At 71.1% G+C, this 17,519-nt stretch carries 17 protein-coding genes; 9 read left to right on the forward strand and 8 right to left on the reverse strand.

Features of this window, described 5'->3' with window-relative positions; all coding sequences use genetic code 11:
- Window positions 1–310 precede the first annotated feature (310 nt).
- Window positions 311–1,741, forward strand: coding sequence for a TSCPD domain-containing protein (locus AC0IW9_RS09745; protein ID WP_471648037.1), 1,431 nt, complete (start codon window positions 311–313; stop codon window positions 1,739–1,741).
- 25 nt (window positions 1,742–1,766) lie between these two features.
- On the opposite strand, the gene AC0IW9_RS09750 is transcribed toward AC0IW9_RS09745, so the two are convergent.
- Window positions 1,767–3,986, reverse strand: coding sequence for an HWE histidine kinase domain-containing protein (locus AC0IW9_RS09750; RefSeq protein ID WP_471648038.1), 2,220 nt, complete (start codon window positions 3,984–3,986; stop codon window positions 1,767–1,769).
- A gap of 201 nt (window positions 3,987–4,187) precedes the next feature.
- Here AC0IW9_RS09750 and AC0IW9_RS09755 point away from each other — a divergent pair, with 201 nt between their 5' ends.
- Window positions 4,188–4,652 (forward strand): RidA family protein, encoded by a 465-nt coding sequence (locus AC0IW9_RS09755; protein ID WP_471648039.1) that lies wholly within the window; start codon window positions 4,188–4,190, stop codon window positions 4,650–4,652.
- A 3-nt stretch (window positions 4,653–4,655) separates the two neighbouring features.
- Here the strand turns inward: AC0IW9_RS09755 and AC0IW9_RS09760 are convergent, their stop codons facing one another.
- On the reverse strand, window positions 4,656–5,795 hold the full coding sequence (locus tag AC0IW9_RS09760; RefSeq protein WP_471648040.1) for an anhydro-N-acetylmuramic acid kinase: 1,140 nt from the start codon (window positions 5,793–5,795) through the stop codon (window positions 4,656–4,658).
- Window positions 5,796–5,887: 92 nt separating this feature from the next.
- Here AC0IW9_RS09760 and tyrS point away from each other — a divergent pair, with 92 nt between their 5' ends.
- Window positions 5,888–7,123: a tyrosine--tRNA ligase gene (gene tyrS, locus AC0IW9_RS09765; protein ID WP_471648041.1), complete on the forward strand. Its 1,236-nt coding sequence runs from the start codon at window positions 5,888–5,890 to the stop codon at window positions 7,121–7,123.
- Window positions 7,124–7,316: 193 nt separating this feature from the next.
- On the opposite strand, the gene AC0IW9_RS09770 is transcribed toward tyrS, so the two are convergent.
- From AC0IW9_RS09770 to AC0IW9_RS09785, 4 genes are all read right to left on the reverse strand, one after another.
- Window positions 7,317–7,544 (reverse strand): hypothetical protein, encoded by a 228-nt coding sequence (locus AC0IW9_RS09770; protein WP_471648042.1) that lies wholly within the window; start codon window positions 7,542–7,544, stop codon window positions 7,317–7,319.
- Window positions 7,545–7,649: 105 nt separating this feature from the next.
- Window positions 7,650–8,426: a 2-keto-4-pentenoate hydratase gene (locus AC0IW9_RS09775; protein ID WP_471648043.1), complete on the reverse strand. Its 777-nt coding sequence runs from the start codon at window positions 8,424–8,426 to the stop codon at window positions 7,650–7,652.
- On the reverse strand, window positions 8,423–9,238 hold the full coding sequence (gene rlmB, locus AC0IW9_RS09780; RefSeq protein WP_471648044.1) for a 23S rRNA (guanosine(2251)-2'-O)-methyltransferase RlmB: 816 nt from the start codon (window positions 9,236–9,238) through the stop codon (window positions 8,423–8,425). Before rlmB ends, AC0IW9_RS09775 begins: the two co-directional genes overlap by 4 nt.
- Before the next feature lie 48 nt (window positions 9,239–9,286).
- Window positions 9,287–9,628 (reverse strand): phage holin family protein, encoded by a 342-nt coding sequence (locus AC0IW9_RS09785; protein WP_471648045.1) that lies wholly within the window; start codon window positions 9,626–9,628, stop codon window positions 9,287–9,289.
- 63 nt (window positions 9,629–9,691) lie between these two features.
- Between AC0IW9_RS09785 and yddG the strand changes: the two genes are divergently transcribed.
- Window positions 9,692–10,579: an aromatic amino acid exporter YddG gene (gene yddG / locus AC0IW9_RS09790; protein WP_471648046.1), complete on the forward strand. Its 888-nt coding sequence runs from the start codon at window positions 9,692–9,694 to the stop codon at window positions 10,577–10,579.
- A gap of 132 nt (window positions 10,580–10,711) precedes the next feature.
- Window positions 10,712–11,137, forward strand: a complete 426-nt coding sequence (locus tag AC0IW9_RS09795) for a hypothetical protein (RefSeq protein ID WP_471648047.1) — start codon at window positions 10,712–10,714, stop codon at window positions 11,135–11,137.
- Window positions 11,138–11,153: 16 nt separating this feature from the next.
- On the opposite strand, the gene AC0IW9_RS09800 is transcribed toward AC0IW9_RS09795, so the two are convergent.
- Complete coding sequence (locus AC0IW9_RS09800) at window positions 11,154–12,374, reverse strand: CaiB/BaiF CoA transferase family protein (protein ID WP_471648048.1); 1,221 nt, start codon at window positions 12,372–12,374, stop codon at window positions 11,154–11,156.
- A gap of 153 nt (window positions 12,375–12,527) precedes the next feature.
- On the opposite strand from AC0IW9_RS09800, the gene AC0IW9_RS09805 reads away from it, so the two are divergent.
- Genes AC0IW9_RS09805 through AC0IW9_RS09820 form a run of 4 tightly spaced genes read left to right on the forward strand, consistent with a single transcriptional unit; the run spans window position 12,528 to window position 15,892 of the window.
- Window positions 12,528–13,694: a thiolase domain-containing protein gene (locus AC0IW9_RS09805; protein WP_471648049.1), complete on the forward strand. Its 1,167-nt coding sequence runs from the start codon at window positions 12,528–12,530 to the stop codon at window positions 13,692–13,694.
- 5 nt (window positions 13,695–13,699) lie between these two features.
- Window positions 13,700–14,095 carry a Zn-ribbon domain-containing OB-fold protein gene (locus AC0IW9_RS09810; RefSeq protein ID WP_471648050.1) on the forward strand — a complete coding sequence of 132 codons (396 nt, stop codon included), beginning with the start codon at window positions 13,700–13,702 and terminating at the stop codon, window positions 14,093–14,095.
- A 52-nt stretch (window positions 14,096–14,147) separates the two neighbouring features.
- Entirely contained in the window at window positions 14,148–15,128 is a 981-nt protein-coding gene (locus tag AC0IW9_RS09815) for a Bug family tripartite tricarboxylate transporter substrate binding protein (RefSeq protein WP_471648051.1), read from the forward strand.
- 35 nt (window positions 15,129–15,163) lie between these two features.
- Entirely contained in the window at window positions 15,164–15,892 is a 729-nt protein-coding gene (locus tag AC0IW9_RS09820; RefSeq protein WP_471648052.1) for a haloacid dehalogenase type II, read from the forward strand.
- A gap of 77 nt (window positions 15,893–15,969) precedes the next feature.
- On the opposite strand, the gene glnA is transcribed toward AC0IW9_RS09820, so the two are convergent.
- Window positions 15,970–17,391, reverse strand: coding sequence for a type I glutamate--ammonia ligase (gene glnA, locus AC0IW9_RS09825; RefSeq protein ID WP_471648053.1), 1,422 nt, complete (start codon window positions 17,389–17,391; stop codon window positions 15,970–15,972).
- Window positions 17,392–17,519: the final 128 nt, after the last annotated feature.

A 17,519-nucleotide genomic window follows, 5' to 3' on the forward strand; every position in this document is an offset into this window, starting at 1 on the left:
CTACTCCAGGGGGCGCCGCAAGGCCAGGGGTTTGCGGGCCGGACAATCGCACAACGGATGCTGCGGCGCAAAGGGAGCGGCGACGACCGGCTATCCACAGGATGTTGCGTCGATTCGGTACGCTTGCCACCAAATACGGCTTCCCGACCCCGGTCGGGCACCCTATCTTCAGGGCATGGCACGTATCACTGGCTCGCTTTGGGATGGGGTGGCACTGCGCCGGATGAGCGCGGGGGCGGACCCCGATGCAATGCCCCGTCCGGTCGCCCTACCTCAGGGCTGGGGGCCTCAGGGCTGGGGGCCGGGGGGAATGGCCGAGGCCGCCGCGGCACTCGCCGCCCTGGCGCCGGGGCAGAGGCCCGCCCTGTTGCCGCGCGTGGCGGAGGCCTGGATCGGCCGCATCGCAAAGGCTGGGCTGAAGGCCGCGATCCTCGACGAGGCGGGCGCCGCGCGGCTGGCCGAGGGCCTGCGCGCCCTGCTGCTGACCCGCCGTGGCGCGCCGGGCCTCGAGGTCTGGCGGAACGAGGTCAAGCCGGGCCGGACCGAGCCGCGCTTCGTGCTGAACCTGCCGGCCTTCCTCGAGCCCGATGGCGGCTTCGATAGCGAGGGCTACACGGAGGCCTGCGCCCTGGCGGTGCGGGCGCTGGATTGCCTGGGCGGCGCCAAGGCCAGCCGGCTGCGGCTGGGCTTCGCCGATCTCGCCGGGCTGCTGGCCGGGCTCGGCCTGGCCTATGACAGCGCCGAGGGACGGGCGACGGCGGCGGCCATCGCCGCCCTGACCCGTGGCGCGGCGGAGGCGGAATCCGGCCGCATCGCCGCCCGGCTGGGCGCGCGGGAGCCGGTGGCGCTGCTCTGGCCGGCCCCGCCGGCGGCGACCCCGGTGCCGGGGCTGGCGGCGGCGGCGCGGGCGGCGCTCGATGCCGCGGCGCAGTCGCCCGGGCTGCGGCACCAGGCGCTGCTGGCCCTGGCGATGCCGGATGCGGTGGAGGCGTTGCTGGGCGTCGAGACCGGTGGCCTGGCCCCGGCCGCCGGCTCCACCCGCGCCGTGCTGACGGCGACGGGCGAGGTGGCGGAGGTGCCGACGCGCGCCGCCCTGGCGATTGCCCGCGACCATGCCGCCCGCGCCGGCACGCTGCTGGCCCCGGCCTCCGAGGCGGCACGGGCAGCGATGCGGGAGGCGGTGGTCGCCTTCCTGCACGCGGCACCGCCGGCCCCGGTGGCCCTGCCGGCCCCGGCCCAGCCGGTGGCGCGGCCGGCGCCGATGCTGCGGCGCCATGCCGGCAGCACCCTGCATGTGACGGTGGGCGGGCATCGCGTGGCGCTGCGCACCGCCGAGGATGCGCAGGGCAGGCTGCTCGAGATCGCCTTCGGCCTGTCGAAGGAAGGCCCCGCCTTCCGCAGCCTGATGGATGGCTTCGCCCAGGCGGTCTCGCTCGGCCTGCAGCGGGAGGTGCCGCTGGCGGAATACGTGGAGGCCTTCGCCTATACCCGCTTCGGCCCGGCCGGGGTGGTGGAGGGCGATCCCGCCATCCCGCGGGCGACCAGCATCCTGGACTGGGCCTTCCGCCGGCTGGCGCTGGACTATCTCGGGCGGCGTGACCTGCCGCAGCCGAGCGAGGAGGATTGCGTCTCGGATACCGGAAGCCATGCGGCGGCGCTGATCTCGCCGCTGCTGCCCTTGGACCTGCCCTCGGCCGCCAGCCCGCGTGGGCGGCGGCGGGGGCTCAGGGTGGTGGGCTGACGCCGGCCCGGGGGCGGCCAGGCCCTCAGACGGTCTGGAAGGCCCTCGCCAGGGCCTCGGCCAGCAGCGCCGGGTCGTAGGGCTTGCGGAGGACGGCCACCGGCTTGGCATCCTTGCCTTCCACCGCCCATATGTCGCCATAGCCGGTTGCCAGCACATAGGGCACGCCACGGGTTTCCAGCAGGTCGATGACCGGGAAGATCCATTCGCCCCGGCCGAGGTTCACGTCCAGGACCGCGGCATCCGGAGGCGGGGACGCCTTCGCCAGCGCCAGCGCCTCCTGCAGGTCCAGCGCCGGGCCCAGGACCTGGTAGCCGAGCCGTAGCAGCATGGATTCCATCTCCAGCGCCAGCAGCGCCTCGTCCTCCACCACGAGCACGCGCGGGGGCAGGGTGAAATTGCCGGCGGGGATGCTCTGCGGCGCCGGCGGCGCCGCGGCATCCGGGCCGGGCGGCGACTGCGCGACGGCGGCAAGCATCTGCCGCGGCACCGTCATCGTCACCTTCAGGCCGGCCGGTGCCCATTCGGTGCCGATCTCGCCCTTGAGCTGGCGCTGCATGATCTGGCGCATCAGGCGGGTACCGAAGCCCGGAGGCGGTGGCGGCCCGAGCAGGGGCGGCCCGCCGGTCTCCCGCCAGCGCAGGCTGAGGCCGTTCTGCGCCAGCATGTCCGAATCGAGGTCCACTTGGCCGCTGGGGGCCGGCAGGGCGCCATGCTGCGTGGCATTGGCCGTCAGCTCATGCAGCACCATTGCCAGGGGTTGCACCGCCTCGGCCGCCAGTTGCACGGCCGGGCCGCTGATGCGGGCCTGCCCGGCATGGGGGGCCAGCTCGTCCTTCGCCAGGGTCTCCAGCATGCCACCGCGCCAGGCGGTCGCGGCGAGGAGGGAATGCGCCCGGGCCATGGCGGAGATCCGCCCCTCGATCGTGGCGGCGAAATGCGCCGGCGAGCTGCCCCGCGGCGCCAGCCGCACCACGGACAGGACGACGGCCAGGGCATTCTTGGCGCGGTGGTCGATCTCCCGCATCAGGATGAGCCTGTGCTCCTCCGCGGCCTTCTGTGCGGCCGTCCGCGCCTGAAGCGCCTGCGCGGAGCGATGCAGGGCATCGCGGACCTGGGCGACCTCGCGGACCGCATCGGCGGGACGCCGTGGTGGCGGCGATATCGTCAGCGCGATGGCCTGGGCATCGGCGCCGAGCGACTCGATCTCCCGGCCCATCCGCCCGCCGAACCACAGCGCACCGCCGATGGCGGCCAGGATGGCCGAGAGCGCGATGGTGCCGGCGATCCAGAGAGTCTGGTAGAGGGGTGCATCCACCTCGGATCTCGGCGCCGTATAGACGACGCTCCAGGGCACCGAGGCGAGGCGGCGCAGCGTGCCATAGACCGGCACGCCGTCGCGGGAGATCGCCTCGACCCGCCCGGATCCCGCCGTGCCTTCCTGGAAGGCCCGTACCTGCGGCGAGGCGGGCGCCGAGACGAAGACATGCTCGTCGCGGGAGCGCGCCAGGATGATGCCGGTCCGGTCCACCACCGCGATGACCTGGTCGCTGCCCGGCTGAAGCTCGCGCAGGATGGTGCCGATGCTGGCGGGCAGGATATTCGCGGTCAGCACCCCGATAACCCGGTCGCCGCGCAGCACCGGCAGTGACAGGCCGATGAGCCAGCCTTTCGCCACCGGCCCCCAGAGCAGGTCGGAGATGCGGAGCTGCCGGGTGGCGACCATCTCCGTCCAGATCTCCCTTGTCCCGGGCTGCGACCCTGACCGGCCGGCCGGATAGCGGAGCGGGCCGAGCGCCGGCAGCGGCGTCCCCGGGGGGACCAGCGTATTCAGCAGCTGCCGCGGCGCCTCGGCCGTGGAGAGGCTGATGTTGAAGAGCGCGGCGGGCCGGCGGGCGATGATCGCCAGGGCCTGGCGATGCAGCGCGGCGATCGCGGAAGCCGCCGCCGGTTCCGGCCCGAGCGCCGCATCGACCAGCTGGCTGGTGCCCAGGATCTCGAGGGTCGCGGCCGTCACCCGCAATTCCCGGTCCACGGCCATCTGCAGGGCCGAATTGGTCGCGTCGAGGCCGCGCAGCACGTCCTCGCGCCGCTCCCGGGCATTCCAGATCACGAGCACGAGGGCCAGGATGGCCAGAGGCAGGGTGGTGACGAGGACCAGGCGGAAGAGGTGGTGGCGAAACCTCGCTTTCGGCAGGGGCGGCCGGTCCCTGTTCGGGTCCAGGTCTCCCTGTGGTCCAGCCATGCCTTTGGTCCCTTACTGTTGCGGAACGGTGGGGCCGGACTGCATGTTCCTGTGACCGTAAGCAGGTTTCCACGCCGGGGTTGCGGCGGTCGCCCGGCGAATCGCCGTCCGGGCAGGGCGGTCCTGCCGCCTGCCAGTCCGCCGCTTCGTCTCCGCCCCGCCCCGGTCTATGCTCGAGCCGCATCACAGGAGAGAGGCAGCATGACGGGCAGGATCGAGGCGCGGCTGCAGGAATTGGGCATCACCCTGCCGACCCCGGCGGCGCCGATTGCGAATTACATCCCCTACAACATCGCCGGGAAGCTGGTGGTGATCTCCGGCCAGATCCCGCTGAAGGATGGCAAGATCGCCTATACCGGCAAGCTCGGCGCCGGCGTGCCGCTGGCCGAGGGCGTGGCCGCGGCGCGGCTCTGCTTCATCAACCTGGTGGCGCAGCTCAAGGCGGCGGCCGGGGACCTCGACAAGGTGGTGCGGATCGTCCGGCTCGGCGGCTTCATCGCGGCGCCGGCGGAGTTCACCCAGCATGCGGTGGTGATGAATGGCGCCTCGGATCTCGCGGTCGAGATCTTCGGCGATGCGGGGCGGCATGCCCGCACCACCATCGGCGTGCCCTCCCTGCCCGGGGATGCGGCGGTCGAGGTCGAGGGGATGTTCGAGCTCGCCTGAGGCCTAGCGCGGCGCGCCCATCACCCGGCCACCGGTCAGCGGCTGCGCCACGCCGGTGGTGCCGGGGAAGGTCAGCGGCAGGCCGCGGGTGACGCGGGCGGCGAGCACGCCGAAGGCCTGGGCCTCCAGCGCATCGCCGTTCCAGCCGGCGACTTCCACCGGCCGGACCGGCTGGTCCAGCACCCCGGCCAGGGCCCGCATGATGGCCGGGTTGCGCCGGCCGCCGCCGCCGACCAGCCATTGCAGCGGCGGCTCGGGGAAGTGCCGTGCCGCGGCGGCGACGCAGACGGCACAGAAGGTGGCGAGCGTCGCGGCGCCATCCTGGGGCGAGAGCTCGCCGGCCCCGGACTCGTGCAGGGCCCGGTCGAAGTCCAACCGGTCCAGCGACTTGGGCGGCGTCGCGGCGAGGTAGGGATGCGCCATGAGGCGGCCGAGCACGGCGCCGTCGGCCTGCCCGGCCAGGGCCAGGAGGCCGTCCTTGTCGTAGTCGCGGCCGGTCGATTTACGCGCCCAGTCGTCGAGCGGGCCATTGGCGGGGCCGGTATCGAAGGCGACCAGCGCGCCGTCGCGGCCGATGAAGGTGACGTTGCCGACGCCGCCGAGGTTCAGCACCGCCAGCGGCTTGGGCAGGGTCGCGGCCATGGCGGCATGCACCACCGGGACCAGTGGCGCGCCCTGGCCGCCGGCGGCGACATCGGCGCTGCGGAAGTCATAGGCGACGGACAGCCCGGTCATCCGCGCCAGCAGCCGGGCATCGCCGACCTGCCAGGTGAAGCCGGGCGCCACGGCCTCACCCGGGACGGGCCGGCTGGGGGCCGGGCGGTGCAGGATGGTCTGGCCGTGGAAGCCGACCAGCTCGGCATCCTCGCCCAGTTGCGCCAAGCTCTGCTCGCGCAGCCGCGCCACGGCCTCGGCATGGCGCTCGGTCAGCCGGCGGACGCAATCGGCCAGGAAGGGGTCCTCCGGCGAGGCGAGGGTCGGCGCCAGGTCCAGCAGCCGCCGCAGGTCGCGCCGCAGGGCGGGATCGTAGGGCAGGGTGAGGGTGGGGCCGATCCGGCCGATCGCCTCCCCATCCGTCTCCACCCAGGCGGCATCCACGCCATCGAGGGACGTGCCACTCATGAGCCCGATGGTTCTAAGCACGGGCGTGCCGCCCGATGGTTCTAAGCATCCATGCCGTGTGCTACGGGGACGGCCCCGTGCCAACCCAAAACCGTCATCCCGAGGACTCCAGCATGAGCGGCCCGACCAGCGACTTCCTGCGGCAGGCGCAGGAGCGCGGCTATATCCACCAGGTCACCGATGCCGCGGCGCTGGATGCCCGGCTGGGGGCGGGCGTGGTCTCGGGCTATATCGGCTTCGACTGCACGGCGGACAGCCTGCATGTCGGCAGCCTGCTGCAGATCATGTTGCTGCGGCTGATGCAGCGGTGCGGCCACCGCCCGGTGGTGCTGATGGGCGGCGGGACCACCAAGGTGGGCGATCCCTCCTTCCGGGACGAGGCGCGGCCGTTGCTGGACGATGCGGCGATCGAGCGGAACAAGGCCGGCATCCGGAAGGTCTTCGACGCCTTCCTGCAATTCGGCGAAGGCCCGGCCGATGCCATCATGCTCGACAATGCCGAATGGCTGGACGAGCTGCGCTACATCCCCTTCCTGCGCGACGTCGGCCGGCATTTCAGCGTCAACCGCATGCTGACCATGGACAGCGTGCGGCTGCGGCTGGACCGGGAGCAGAATCTCAGCTTCCTCGAATTCAACTACATGCTGCTGCAGAGCTACGACTTCTCCGAGCTGCGCCGGCGCCATGGGATCACGCTGCAGATGGGCGGGTCCGACCAGTGGGGCAACATCGTCATGGGGGTGGAGCTCTGCCGCCGGATGGATGGCGCCGAGGCCTTCGGCATCACCACCCCGCTGATCACCAGCGCCTCCGGCGCGAAGATGGGCAAGACCGCGGCCGGGGCGATCTGGCTGAGCGCCGACAAGCTCTCGCCCTACGACTATTGGCAGTTCTGGCGGAATACCGAGGATGCGGATGTCGGCCGCTTCCTGGCGCTGTTCACCGAGCTGCCGATGGACGAGGTGCGCCGTCTGGGCGCCCTCGGCGGGGCCGAGGTGAACGAGGCCAAGAAGGTCCTGGCGACCGAGGCCTGCGCCCTGCTGCATGGCCGGGCCGCGGCCGAGCAGGCGGCGGAGACGGCGCGGCTGGCCTTCGAGCAGGGCGAGGCCGCGGCGACCCTGCCCAGCATCACCGCCACCCTGCCGGCCGGGCTGCTGGACCTGCTGCTCGCGGCCGATTTCGTGAAGAGCAAGGGCGAGGCGCGGCGGCTGGTGGCGCAATCCGGCATCCGGCTGAACGATGCCGCGGTCAGCGACCCGGCCCTGGAGGTGACCACGGCCGACCTGCGGGACGGGGCGGCGAAGCTGTCGCTCGGCCGCAAGCGGCATGTGCTGGTACGGGCGGGGTAGCGGCGCCCTATCCCAGCCGGTTCCGCGTCGCGGCGACGTCCACGGCGCCGGACGTAGCCAGCACCGCGCCATACGGCGCCTGGGCGGCCTCGGTCGAGACGAAGCCGAATGAAGGCGGCTCCGGTCAGATGGTGTGCTGACCGGAGCATTCGGGGCGCAGGAGCGGCACCCGGGGGTGGATCATCATCGGCGCTCAGGCATGCCCGATCGGCCCGAAGGCATCCTGGTTGGTCGCCATCACCACCGCGGCGAAAAGCCTGAGCGCGTCAGGGCCGCCACGGTCGTTCAGCGTGCCATGCTCCATCTCCAGCGCCAGCAAACGGGCGTGTTCCGCCAGCGTTTCCGCGGCACGGCGCAGCGCCTCGCGGGACAGCGCCAATTGCAGATCGTCGGTCAGCAGGTTCCAGTCGGCAGGTGGCATGGGGTTTCCATCCCTGGCGCCATTCTGGCGGAGAATGTCATCCGCCCGTATGGCGGCGAAGCCATCCTGCATCATCGGGGTTAACGACGGCTTGCGATCGTCGGGTTATTCGAAGCGCAGCGTCGCCATGCCCAGCAGGCCGAAATCCGCCTCGACCGTGCCCGGCCCTTCCAGCACGCCGTCCAGCCAGATCGGCGGCGTGACCGATCCGAGCCAGACCACCTGACCCGCCTGCAGCCCGCCGAAGACCTCCGCCGCGCCGGAGCCGGCGAGCCAGGCCAGCGCCTCCAGCGGATGTCCCAGCAGGTCCCGCCCATGGCCGGACCCCACCACCTTGCCGCCGATGCGGAACTCGCCCCGCACGGCGCCGAGGTCGATGGCGCGCCAATCGGCGACCGGCGTGCCCAGCACGCCGGAGGCATGGAAGACCTGGTCGGCGATCAAGGTCGGGGTGCCGAGCGTGGCGAGGTCGCCGTAGCGCTTCTCGACGATCTCGATCGCCGGGAAGACCTCGGCGACGGCCGCCGCCGCCTGGTCCCGGGTGCAGGGGCCGAAGGGCAGGTCGCGGCCGAGCCGGACGCCGATCTCGCATTCGACGCCGGGGTTCAGGAAATCCGCTCGGCGGAAGACGGTCCCGCTGGCATTCACCGAGGACTGCGGTACGAAGCCGCCCGCCGGCCCGGCGAGGCCCAGGTAGTCCTGCATCTGCTTGGTCGTGGCGCCGATCTTGAAGCCGGCCGGCGGCACCGCGCCGAGTGCCTCGGCGACCTCCCGCTGCACCGCATAGCCGGTGGCGAAATCCTGCGGCGCGTCGCCGCCGAGCGGGGCAAGGATCCCCTTGGCCCGGCGGGCGGCGAGGATGGCGTCTACGGCGGCACTCATCGGTGTTCCTCCCGGACCAGCTCGTACAGCGCCACGGCGGCGGCGGCCGAGACGTTGAGGCTCTCCATTTCCGGGGCGATCGGCAAGCGTGAGAGCTCGTCGCAATTCTCCCGCGTCAGCCGGCGCATGCCGTCGCCCTCGGCGCCCAGCACCAGCGCCACCCGGCGGCCGCCGAGCCCCGATTGGGTCTGCGCCAGGGTGACCGGCGCGGCACCGTCGAGGCCGACCACCCAGAGCCCGGCCTTCTTCAGCTCATCGAGCGCGCGGGAGAGGTTTACCACCCGCACCACCGGCACGACTTCGAGCGCGCCCGAGGCGGCGCGGGCGAGCGAGCCCGTCTCCGGCGGTGCATGGCGGTCCTGCATCACCAGGGCGGAGGCGCCGAAGGCGGCGGCCGAGCGCAGGATGGCGCCGATGTTCCGCGGGTCCGTCACCTGGTCGAGCACCAGCACGGGGCCCTCGCCGGTCTCGATGGCGCGGTCGAGGGTCAGGTTGGGCAGCGGCTCGACCAGCAGGGCGGCGCCCTGGTGGACGGAATCCTCCGGCAGGAAAGTGCCGAAGCGCTGCCGGTCGGCGCGTTCCGGGGCGATGCGCCAGCTGGGGACGCCATCGGTGCGGGGCAGGCGGGCAGCCAGCGTCGCCTCCGCCTCCTCCGTGACCAGCAGGCGCTTCAGCCGGCGGGCGGGGTTGGCGAGGGCGGCAGCCACGGCATGTAGCCCGTGCAGCCAGACCCCGCCGGCGCCGCCGCGCTGTTCCGGCATCGGCGGCCGGCGGGAGGGAGGGGCGGCATTGGGCTGGTTCGATCGGCGCATGGGCTCATTTGGCCTGCCCCCGCCCGGCTGTCCATCACCCCTGGCGGCTCAGGGCCCGGAGAAGACCCGGCCCGCCGCCCAGCTCACCAGCGAGACGACGATGGCGCCGAGCAGCGCCGGGCCGAAGCCATCCACCTGGAAGCCGGGCAGCAGCAGCGCGGTCAGCCCGAGCATCGCCGCATTCACCACCAGCAGGAACAGGCCGAGCGTCACGATGGTCAGCGGCAGGGAGAGCAGCACCAGCACCGGCCGGACCACCGCATTCACCAGGCCGAAGACCAGGGCCGCCAGCAGCAGCCCGATCAGCCCGCCGACATGGATGCCGGGCACCACCTGAGTCGCCGCCCAAAGGGCGAAGGCCGTGATGAAGGTACGCGCCCAGAATCCCATGTGTCGTCTCCGCATCCGCTCCGGCCCGGCATATGGTGCGCCGCTGCCGGAGAATCCCTTCACGTGTCGTCACCCAACAACGCCGGCAGCGGCCGGATGGCAAGCGCCGGCGGGTCCACGCTGGCGGGGATCGCCGCTCTGGCGCTCTGGGCCTTCCTCGCGCCCCTGGCCCGGCTGGCGCAGCCCATGCCGCCGCTGCTGCTGACCGGCCTGGGCTTCGCCGCGGGTGGCGTGCTCGGCCTGGCCGTGGTGGCTGCCCGGGGCCGGCTGGCCGCGCTGCGCCAGCCGCCGCTGGCCTGGGTGCATGGCGCCGGCGGCCTGGCCGGCTACCATGTGCTGTACTTCGCCGCCCTGGCGCTGGCGCCGCCGGTCGAGGCCAATCTCCTCAACTATACCTGGCCGCTGCTGATCGTGCTGCTGGCGGCGCCGCTGCGCGGGCTGCGCCTGGGGCCGCAGCGGCTGCTCGGGGTCGGGCTCGGCGCGGCCGGGGCGGTGCTTTTGCTGTCGGGCGGCGCCCGCTTCCCGGCGGAGGCTTTCGCCGGCTTCGCCTGCGCCCTCGCCGCGGCCGTGACCTGGGCGCTCTATTCCGTCCTCTCGGCGCGCTTCGCCGCCGTGCCCACGGAGGCGGTGGCCGGCTTCTGCCTGGTCGCCGCCGTGCTGGCGCTGGCGGCGCATCTCCTGGTGGAGCCCAGGTTGCTGCCCACCCCGGGGCAATGGCTGGCGGTCCTGCTGCTGGGGCTGGGGCCGATGGGGGCGGCATTCTTTCTCTGGGACATCGGGATGAAGCGGGGCGACCCGCGGCTGCTGGGGACGCTCGGCTATGCGACCCCGGTCGCCTCCACGCTGCTGCTGGTCGCGCTGGGGGAGGGGATGCTGACGTGGCAGATCCTGGCCGCCACCGTCCTGGTCGCCGGGGGCGGCATCATCGCTGCAACGGCTGCGAAGGATTGATCCAGAAAACGTCCCATAATCCGGACTGTCGTGTTATTTTCATGCTTGGTTGCGTTCCCTGCCTCGCTACATGGGCAATCCTAGGATAGCGTAATCACGCATATGTGATAACGATATCGAAAGCTCCTCGGTATGCACCATCCTGACCTGGGCCGGGTCGATCTGCTGGTTTTGCCGGAGCACCGGCTGAGCATCACCCGGTTCCGGGGCGAGGTCCGGACCGCCATGGTGCTGGACATGCTGCGCGGCGCGTTCCGCGACCATCCCGGCCTTACCGGTTTCCACTGCATCTGCGACCTGCGGCAGCACACCGGGCATCTTGGGGTGGAAGGCATGAACGAGATCATGGCCCTGCGGCATGGCCAGGCCGCGCAGCGGCAGCAGACCCGCAGCGTGCTGATAAGCCATGACAGCGGGATGGTCTTCACCGCCCGCTACCTGGACCACCTTGCGCCCCATGTGGCGCATTCGGTCTGCCCGGACCCCGCGGCGGCGCTGGCCCGGGCCACCGGGGGCAGCATCCCGGCGGCCGGGCTTGCCTTCCTGGCGGTACCCTGACCGCGGGCCTGGAACCTCAGGCCTGGCGGATCACCTTCCGCAGCCGCATGTCGGCGATCGCCGCGGCGGAGAAGCCGAGCTCGCCCAGGATCGCCTCGGTATGCTCGCCCAGGCGCGGGGCCATGCTGCGGATATTCGCCGGGGTCTGGGCGAAGCGGGTCGGCGGCTTGGCCATGCGGATGCGGCCTTCGGTCGGGTGGTCATGCAGCCCGAACATCTCCACCGCCTTCAGGTGCGGATGCTCGGTCACATCCTCGATCCGGGAGAAGCCGGTCGCCGGGATGTCGTGCTGCTCGCAGAGTTCCAGCCATTCCGCCGTGGTCCGCCCGGCGGAGATTTCCGCCATCGCCGCATAGACCTTGTCGATCTGGGCATTGCGCTTCACCGGATCCTCGACCGAGAGGGTCTCCACCAGGTCGGGCCGCCCGGCCATGGTGAAGAAGGCTTTCCAGTTCGCCGAGGAATAGGGCAGCAGGGTGATGTAGCCATCGAGCGTCGGCGCCGGCTTGCGGTGCTTGAGGCGCTTGTAGCCGGCCTCGCCGTTGCGCGGCTCGAAGGCCATGCCGCCGAGATGCTCGACGCTGAGGAAGGCGGTCAGCGTCTCCAGCATTGGCACCTCGACCAGCTGGCCCTCGCCGGTCTTCTCCCGGTGATAGAGCGCGGCCAGCACCGCCGAGAGCAGCGCCATGCCGGTGATCTTGTCGGCGACCAGGCTGGGCACGAACATCGGCTGGCCATGCGCCTCGCCGACGATGTCGGCGAAGCCGGAGGCGGCCTGGATGATCTCGTCGAAGGCCGGCCGGGCGCGGTGCGGGCCGTCCTGGCCGAAGCCGGTGGCGACGGCGAAGACCAGCTTCGGGTTCAGCACCCGGCATTGCTCCGGCCCGAAGCCGAGACGGGCCATGCCGGCCGGGCGGATATTGGTCACCAGCACGTCGACCGTCGGGATCAGCCGCCGCAGCACCTCCGCCCCCTCGGGCGATTTGAGGTCGATGGCGACGGCCCGCTTGTTGCGGTTGATGCCGAGGAAGACCGAGGCCATACCCTTGTTCCGGTAGACGCCGGAGTTGCGCACAATGTCGCCGGTCGGCGTCTCGATCTTGATGACCTCGGCGCCCCAGTCGCCCAGCATCTGGGTGCAGAAGGGACCGAGCACCACCGCCGTCAGGTCCAGCACGCGCAGGCCCTTCAGCGGCCCGGTCGCTTCGGGGGGCGTGGCATCGGCGGCGTCGTTCATGGATCGGTCCCGTTTTTCCCTGGGGGCCAGGATAGGGGCGGCAGGGCCGGCCGGCCAGCCCGGGTGGCCTCCCTTGCCGCCCCGGCTGGGTGGCGCGACACTCCCGCCGCCCGGCCGCCAAAGGCCGGGCAGGGAAGGGGAGCGCCCGAGCGCATGTCGATCAAAGGCAAGGCCTATATCGCGGGGGCCTATGAGCATCCGACGCGACTGGCCAAGGACAAATCCGTCGCCCAGCTGCACGCGGAATCGGCGCTCGGCGCCCTGCGCGACGCCGGGCTGACCAAGGACGACGTGGACGGCTATTTCTGCGCCGGCGACGCGCCCGGCCTCGGCCCGCTGGCCATGGCCGACTACATGAACCTCACCCTCAAGCACTACGACAGCACCGATGTCGGCGGCTGTTCCTACATCGCCCATGTCGCCCATGCGGCCGAGGCGATCGCCGCCGGTAAGTGTTCGGTGGCGCTGATCACCCTTGCCGGCCGGCCGCGGTCGGAGGGGCATTCGGGGGCCACGCCGCGCATCCGCGGGGCCGATGCGCCGGATACCCAGTGGGAATTCCCGCTCGGCGTCGCCACGGTGAATGCCTATGCGATGGTCGCGGCGCGGCACATGCACCAGTTCGGCACCACTAGCGAGCAACTGGCCTGGGTAAAGGTCGCCGCCTCCCACCATGCGCAGTACAACGAGCATGCGATGCTGCGGGACGTGGTGACGGTGGAGCAGGTGGTGGGCTCGCCGCTGATCGCCACGCCGCTGCACCGGCTGGATTGCTGCGTCGTCTCGGATGGCGGCGGGGCGCTCGTGGTCGTCTCGCCGGAGATCGCCCGCAGCCTCAAGCGCCCGCTGGTCAAGGTGATGGGCGCGGGTGAGAGCATGAAGGGCCAGATGGGCGGCAACGTCGACCTGACCTATTCAGCCGGCGTCCGCTCCGGGCCTGCCGCCTTCGCCGAGGCGGGGGTGAAGCCGTCCGACATCAAGTACGCTTCCATCTACGACAGCTTCACCATCACCGTGGTGGTGCAGCTCGAGGACCTCGGCTTCTGCGAGAAGGGCCAGGGCGGCCGCTTCGTCGCCGACGGCAACCTCATCTCGGGCGTCGGCAAGCTGCCCTTCAACACCGATGGCGGCGGGCTCTGCAACAACCACCCGGCCAATCGCGGCGGCATCACCAAGGTGATCGAGGCGGTGCGGCAGTTGCGCGGGGAGGCGCATCCCAAGGTTCAGGTGCCCAATTGCGACATCGCCCTGGCGCATGGCACGGGCGGCTTGCTCGGCAGCCGGCACGGCGGCGCGACCCTCATCATGGAACGGGAGTAAGCAGCATGGCCGGCAAGGAGCGCGCCATCCCGGCGCCGATGTCCTCCCCCGAGACGGAGCCCTTCTGGGCCGCGGCGAAGGAAGGCAAATTCCTGATCAAGAAATGCACGAGCTGCGGCAAGGCGCATTGGTATCCCCGCGCCTGCTGCCCGCATTGCATGAGCGAGACCACGGAATGGGTCGAGAGCCCCGGCCGTGGCACGATCTACAGCGTCAGCGTGATGAAGCGCGCGCCGGAGGTCTACGCCATCGCCTATGTGACGCTCGAGGAAGGCCCGACGATGATGACCAACATCGTCGAGTGCGACTACGACACCGTGGCGATCGGCGACAAGGTGCAGGTCACCTGGCGGCCGACGAAGGATGACGGCCCGCCCTATCCGGTCTTCAAGCCGGCCTGATGCGAACCGGGGCCGCGCCATGCGGCGCGGCCCCTTCCCGAGAGGATATGCAGTGACCCAAAGCCTTTCGCGGCGGCTGGCGCTTGGCCTGGCGGCCACGTCGCTTGCCGGCCCCGCCTTCGCCCAGCCCGCGGCGATGCCCGCCGGTCCCATCCGCATCATCGTGCCCTTCGCCGCCGGCGGCTCCACCGATGCCGTGGCGCGGCTGGTGACGCCGGGGCTCACCCAGCGCTTCGGCCAGCCGGTGGTGGTGGAGAACCGCTCCGGCGCGGCGGGGTCCATCGGCACCGATGCGGTCGCCAAGGCGACGCCCGATGGCCTCACCTGGCTGCTGACCTTCGACAGCCATGCGACCATGCCGGCGCTGCTGCCGAGCCTGCCCTTCAACCTGACCAAGGACCTCGATCCGGTCATGCTGATCGGCGGCGCGCCCTATGTCATCGCCACGCGGCCGGACAAGCCCTATCGCAGCCTGACGGATCTGGTGGCGGCGGCGAAGGCGAAGCCGGATGGCGTCTCCTACGGCTCCACCGGCAATGGCACGCTCGGCCATCTGACGATGATGCTGCTGCAGGCCCGCACCGGCACCAGCATGCCGCACCTGGCCTATCGTGGCGGCGGCCTCGCCGTGAACGACACCATCGCCGGGCATATCGAGGTGATGATCGGCAGTGCCGCGCTGCTCGCGCCGCATATCAGCGGCGGCAGCCTGCGCGCCATCGCCCAGTTCGGGCCGGAACGCCTGCCGCTGCTGAAGGATATCGCCACGGCCGAGGAATCCGGCTTCCCCGGCCTGCAGGCCGAAGCCTGGTGGGGCGTATTCGCCCCGGCCGGCACGCCGGCGCCGCTGATCGCCCGGATGAATGCGGTGCTGCGGGAAACGCTGAACGAGCCGCGGCTCCGCCAGCAGATGGAGGAGACGCAGCAGGCCCGGCTGGTGCTGTCCGAGCCGCCGGCGCTGGCCGCCTTCGTCGACCGGCAGGTGGAGATCTGGGGGAAGGTGGTGCGGGAGAATTCGATCCGGGCCGATTGAGGTCTATCCTGGCCGCGCCACCCGAGGAGCGGATGATGCGGTTGCGTGATTTCAAGGTCCTGACCTTCGACTGCTACGGCACCCTGATCGACTGGGAGAGCGGCATCTTCGCCGCGCTGCAACCGCTGCTCTCCCGCCTGCCCAAGCCGCCCGGGCGCGACGCGGCGCTGGAGGTCTTCGGGGAGCATGAGTCCCGCCAGGAAGCTGCGACCCCCGGCATGGTCTATTCCGAGCTGCTGGCGGTGGTGCATGGCCGGCTCGCGGAGGAATGGGGCGCCGCGCCGGATGCGGCCGCGGATGCCGCCTTCGGGGCCTCGGTCCCGGACTGGCCGGCCTTCCCGGATTCCGCCGCGGCGCTGGCCTACCTCAAGCAGCATTTCCGGCTGGTCATCCTTTCGAATGTCGACCGCACCAGCTTCGCTGCCAGCAACCGGCGGCTGGCGGTGGAATTCGACCTGATCTGCACCGCGCAGGACATCGGTTCCTACAAGCCGGCGCCGGCGAATTTCGATTACCTGCTGGGCAAGCTGGCGGGGCTCGGCTTCGGCCGCGCGGATATCCTGCACACGGCGCAGAGCCTGTTCCACGACCATGACCCGGCGACCGAGGCGGGGCTCGCCTGCGCCTGGATCGACCGGCGCCAGGGCATCGCCGGCTGGGGCGCGACGCCGCCGCCGCCGAAGGAGGCGCGGATCGCCTTCCACTTCCCCAGCATGGCCGCGCTGGTCGAGGCGCATCGGGCGGAGCTGGCCGCCGGTCCATGAAAAAGCCGGCCCGGGGGAGACCCCGGGCCGGCTTTCGCAGCAACATTCGCCGGCCCCGTGGGGCCGGCGAGGATCGATCAGACCGAGTAGTACATCTCGAACTCGACCGGGTGCGGGGTGTGCTCGAAGCGGTAGACGTCGGCCCACTTCAGCTCGATGTAGCTCTCGATCTGGTCCTTCGAGAAGACGCCGCCCTCGAGCAGGAAGTCGTGGTCGGCGGCCAGTGCGCCGAGCGCCTCGCGCAGCGAGCCGCAGACCGTCGGGATGCCCTTCAGCTCCTCGGGGGGCAGGTCGTAGAGATCCTTGTCCATCGGGTCGCCGGGGTGGATCTTGTTCTTGATCCCGTCCATCGCCGCCATGGTCAGCGCGGCATAGGCGAGATAGGGGTTCGCGGAGGGATCCGGGAACCGCACCTCGACCCGCTTCGCCTTCGGGCTGGTGGTGTAGGGGATGCGGCAGGAGGCCGAGCGGTTGCGGGCCGAATAGGCCAGCAGCACGGGGGCCTCGAAGCCCGGGATCAGCCGCTTGTAGCTGTTGGTCGAGGGGTTGGTGAAGGCATTCACCGCCTTGGCGTGCTTGATGATGCCACCGATGGCGTAGATGCACATCTCGGACAGGTCGGCATAGCCGTTGCCCGCGAACATCGGCTTGCCTTCCTTCCAGATGGAAAGATGGGTGTGCATGCCCGAGCCGTTGTCGCCGTAGATCGGCTTCGGCATGAAGGTCGCGGTCTTGCCGTAGCTGTGGGCGACGTTGTGGACGCAGTACTTGTAGATCTGCATCTGGTCGGCCATCGTCGTCAGCTTGCCGAACTTGGTGCCCAGCTCGTGCTGCGACTGCGCCACCTCGTGGTGGTGCTTCTCGCCCGGCAGGCCCATCTCGATCATGGTCGAGAGCATCTCGGCGCGCAGGTCGGCATCGCCATCGACCGGCGCCACCGGGAAGTAGCCGCCCTTGACGCCCGGGCGGTGGCCCATGTTGCCCTCGGGGTAGTCCTTCAAGGACGAACCGGGACCCTCGATGCTGTCGAGCTGGTAGGTGCCGAAGTTGCCGCCGGTGCCGAACTTCACGCTGTCGAAGATGAAGAACTCGGCCTCGGCGCCCACCAGCACGGTGTCGCCGACGCCGGAGGAGGCGACATAGGCCTCGGCCAGCTTGGCGGTCGCGCGCGGGTCGCGGGCATAGAACTGGCCGGTCGAGGGCTCGATGATGTCGCAGATCAGGATCAGCTGCGGCTTGGCCGAGAACGGATCCATCGTCGCGGTGGAGGCATCCGGCATGAGGATCATGTCGGACTCGTTGATCGCCTTCCAGCCGGCGATGGACGAACCGTCGAACATGATGCCGTCGACGAAATTATCCTCGTCCACGGTCGAGACGTGCTGCGCGGTGTGCTGCCACTTGCCCTTCGGGTCGGTGAAGCGGAAGTCCACGTACTCGACGCTGTGCTCCTTGATCATCTCCATGACCTTGGAGACGGCGGCTGCCTTGTCCGACATGCGCTTGTATCCTGTACCCTTGGTTGGTCCCGGGACCCCTTGCGGGATCCCCACGATGCCCCCTGCCGCGCCCCGGCCCCATGGCCCGTTGCGCGCCCCGGATGCCGCGCTGCCCCCGGGAAGGGGGC

Source organism: Belnapia sp. AC561 (assembly GCF_979252845.1).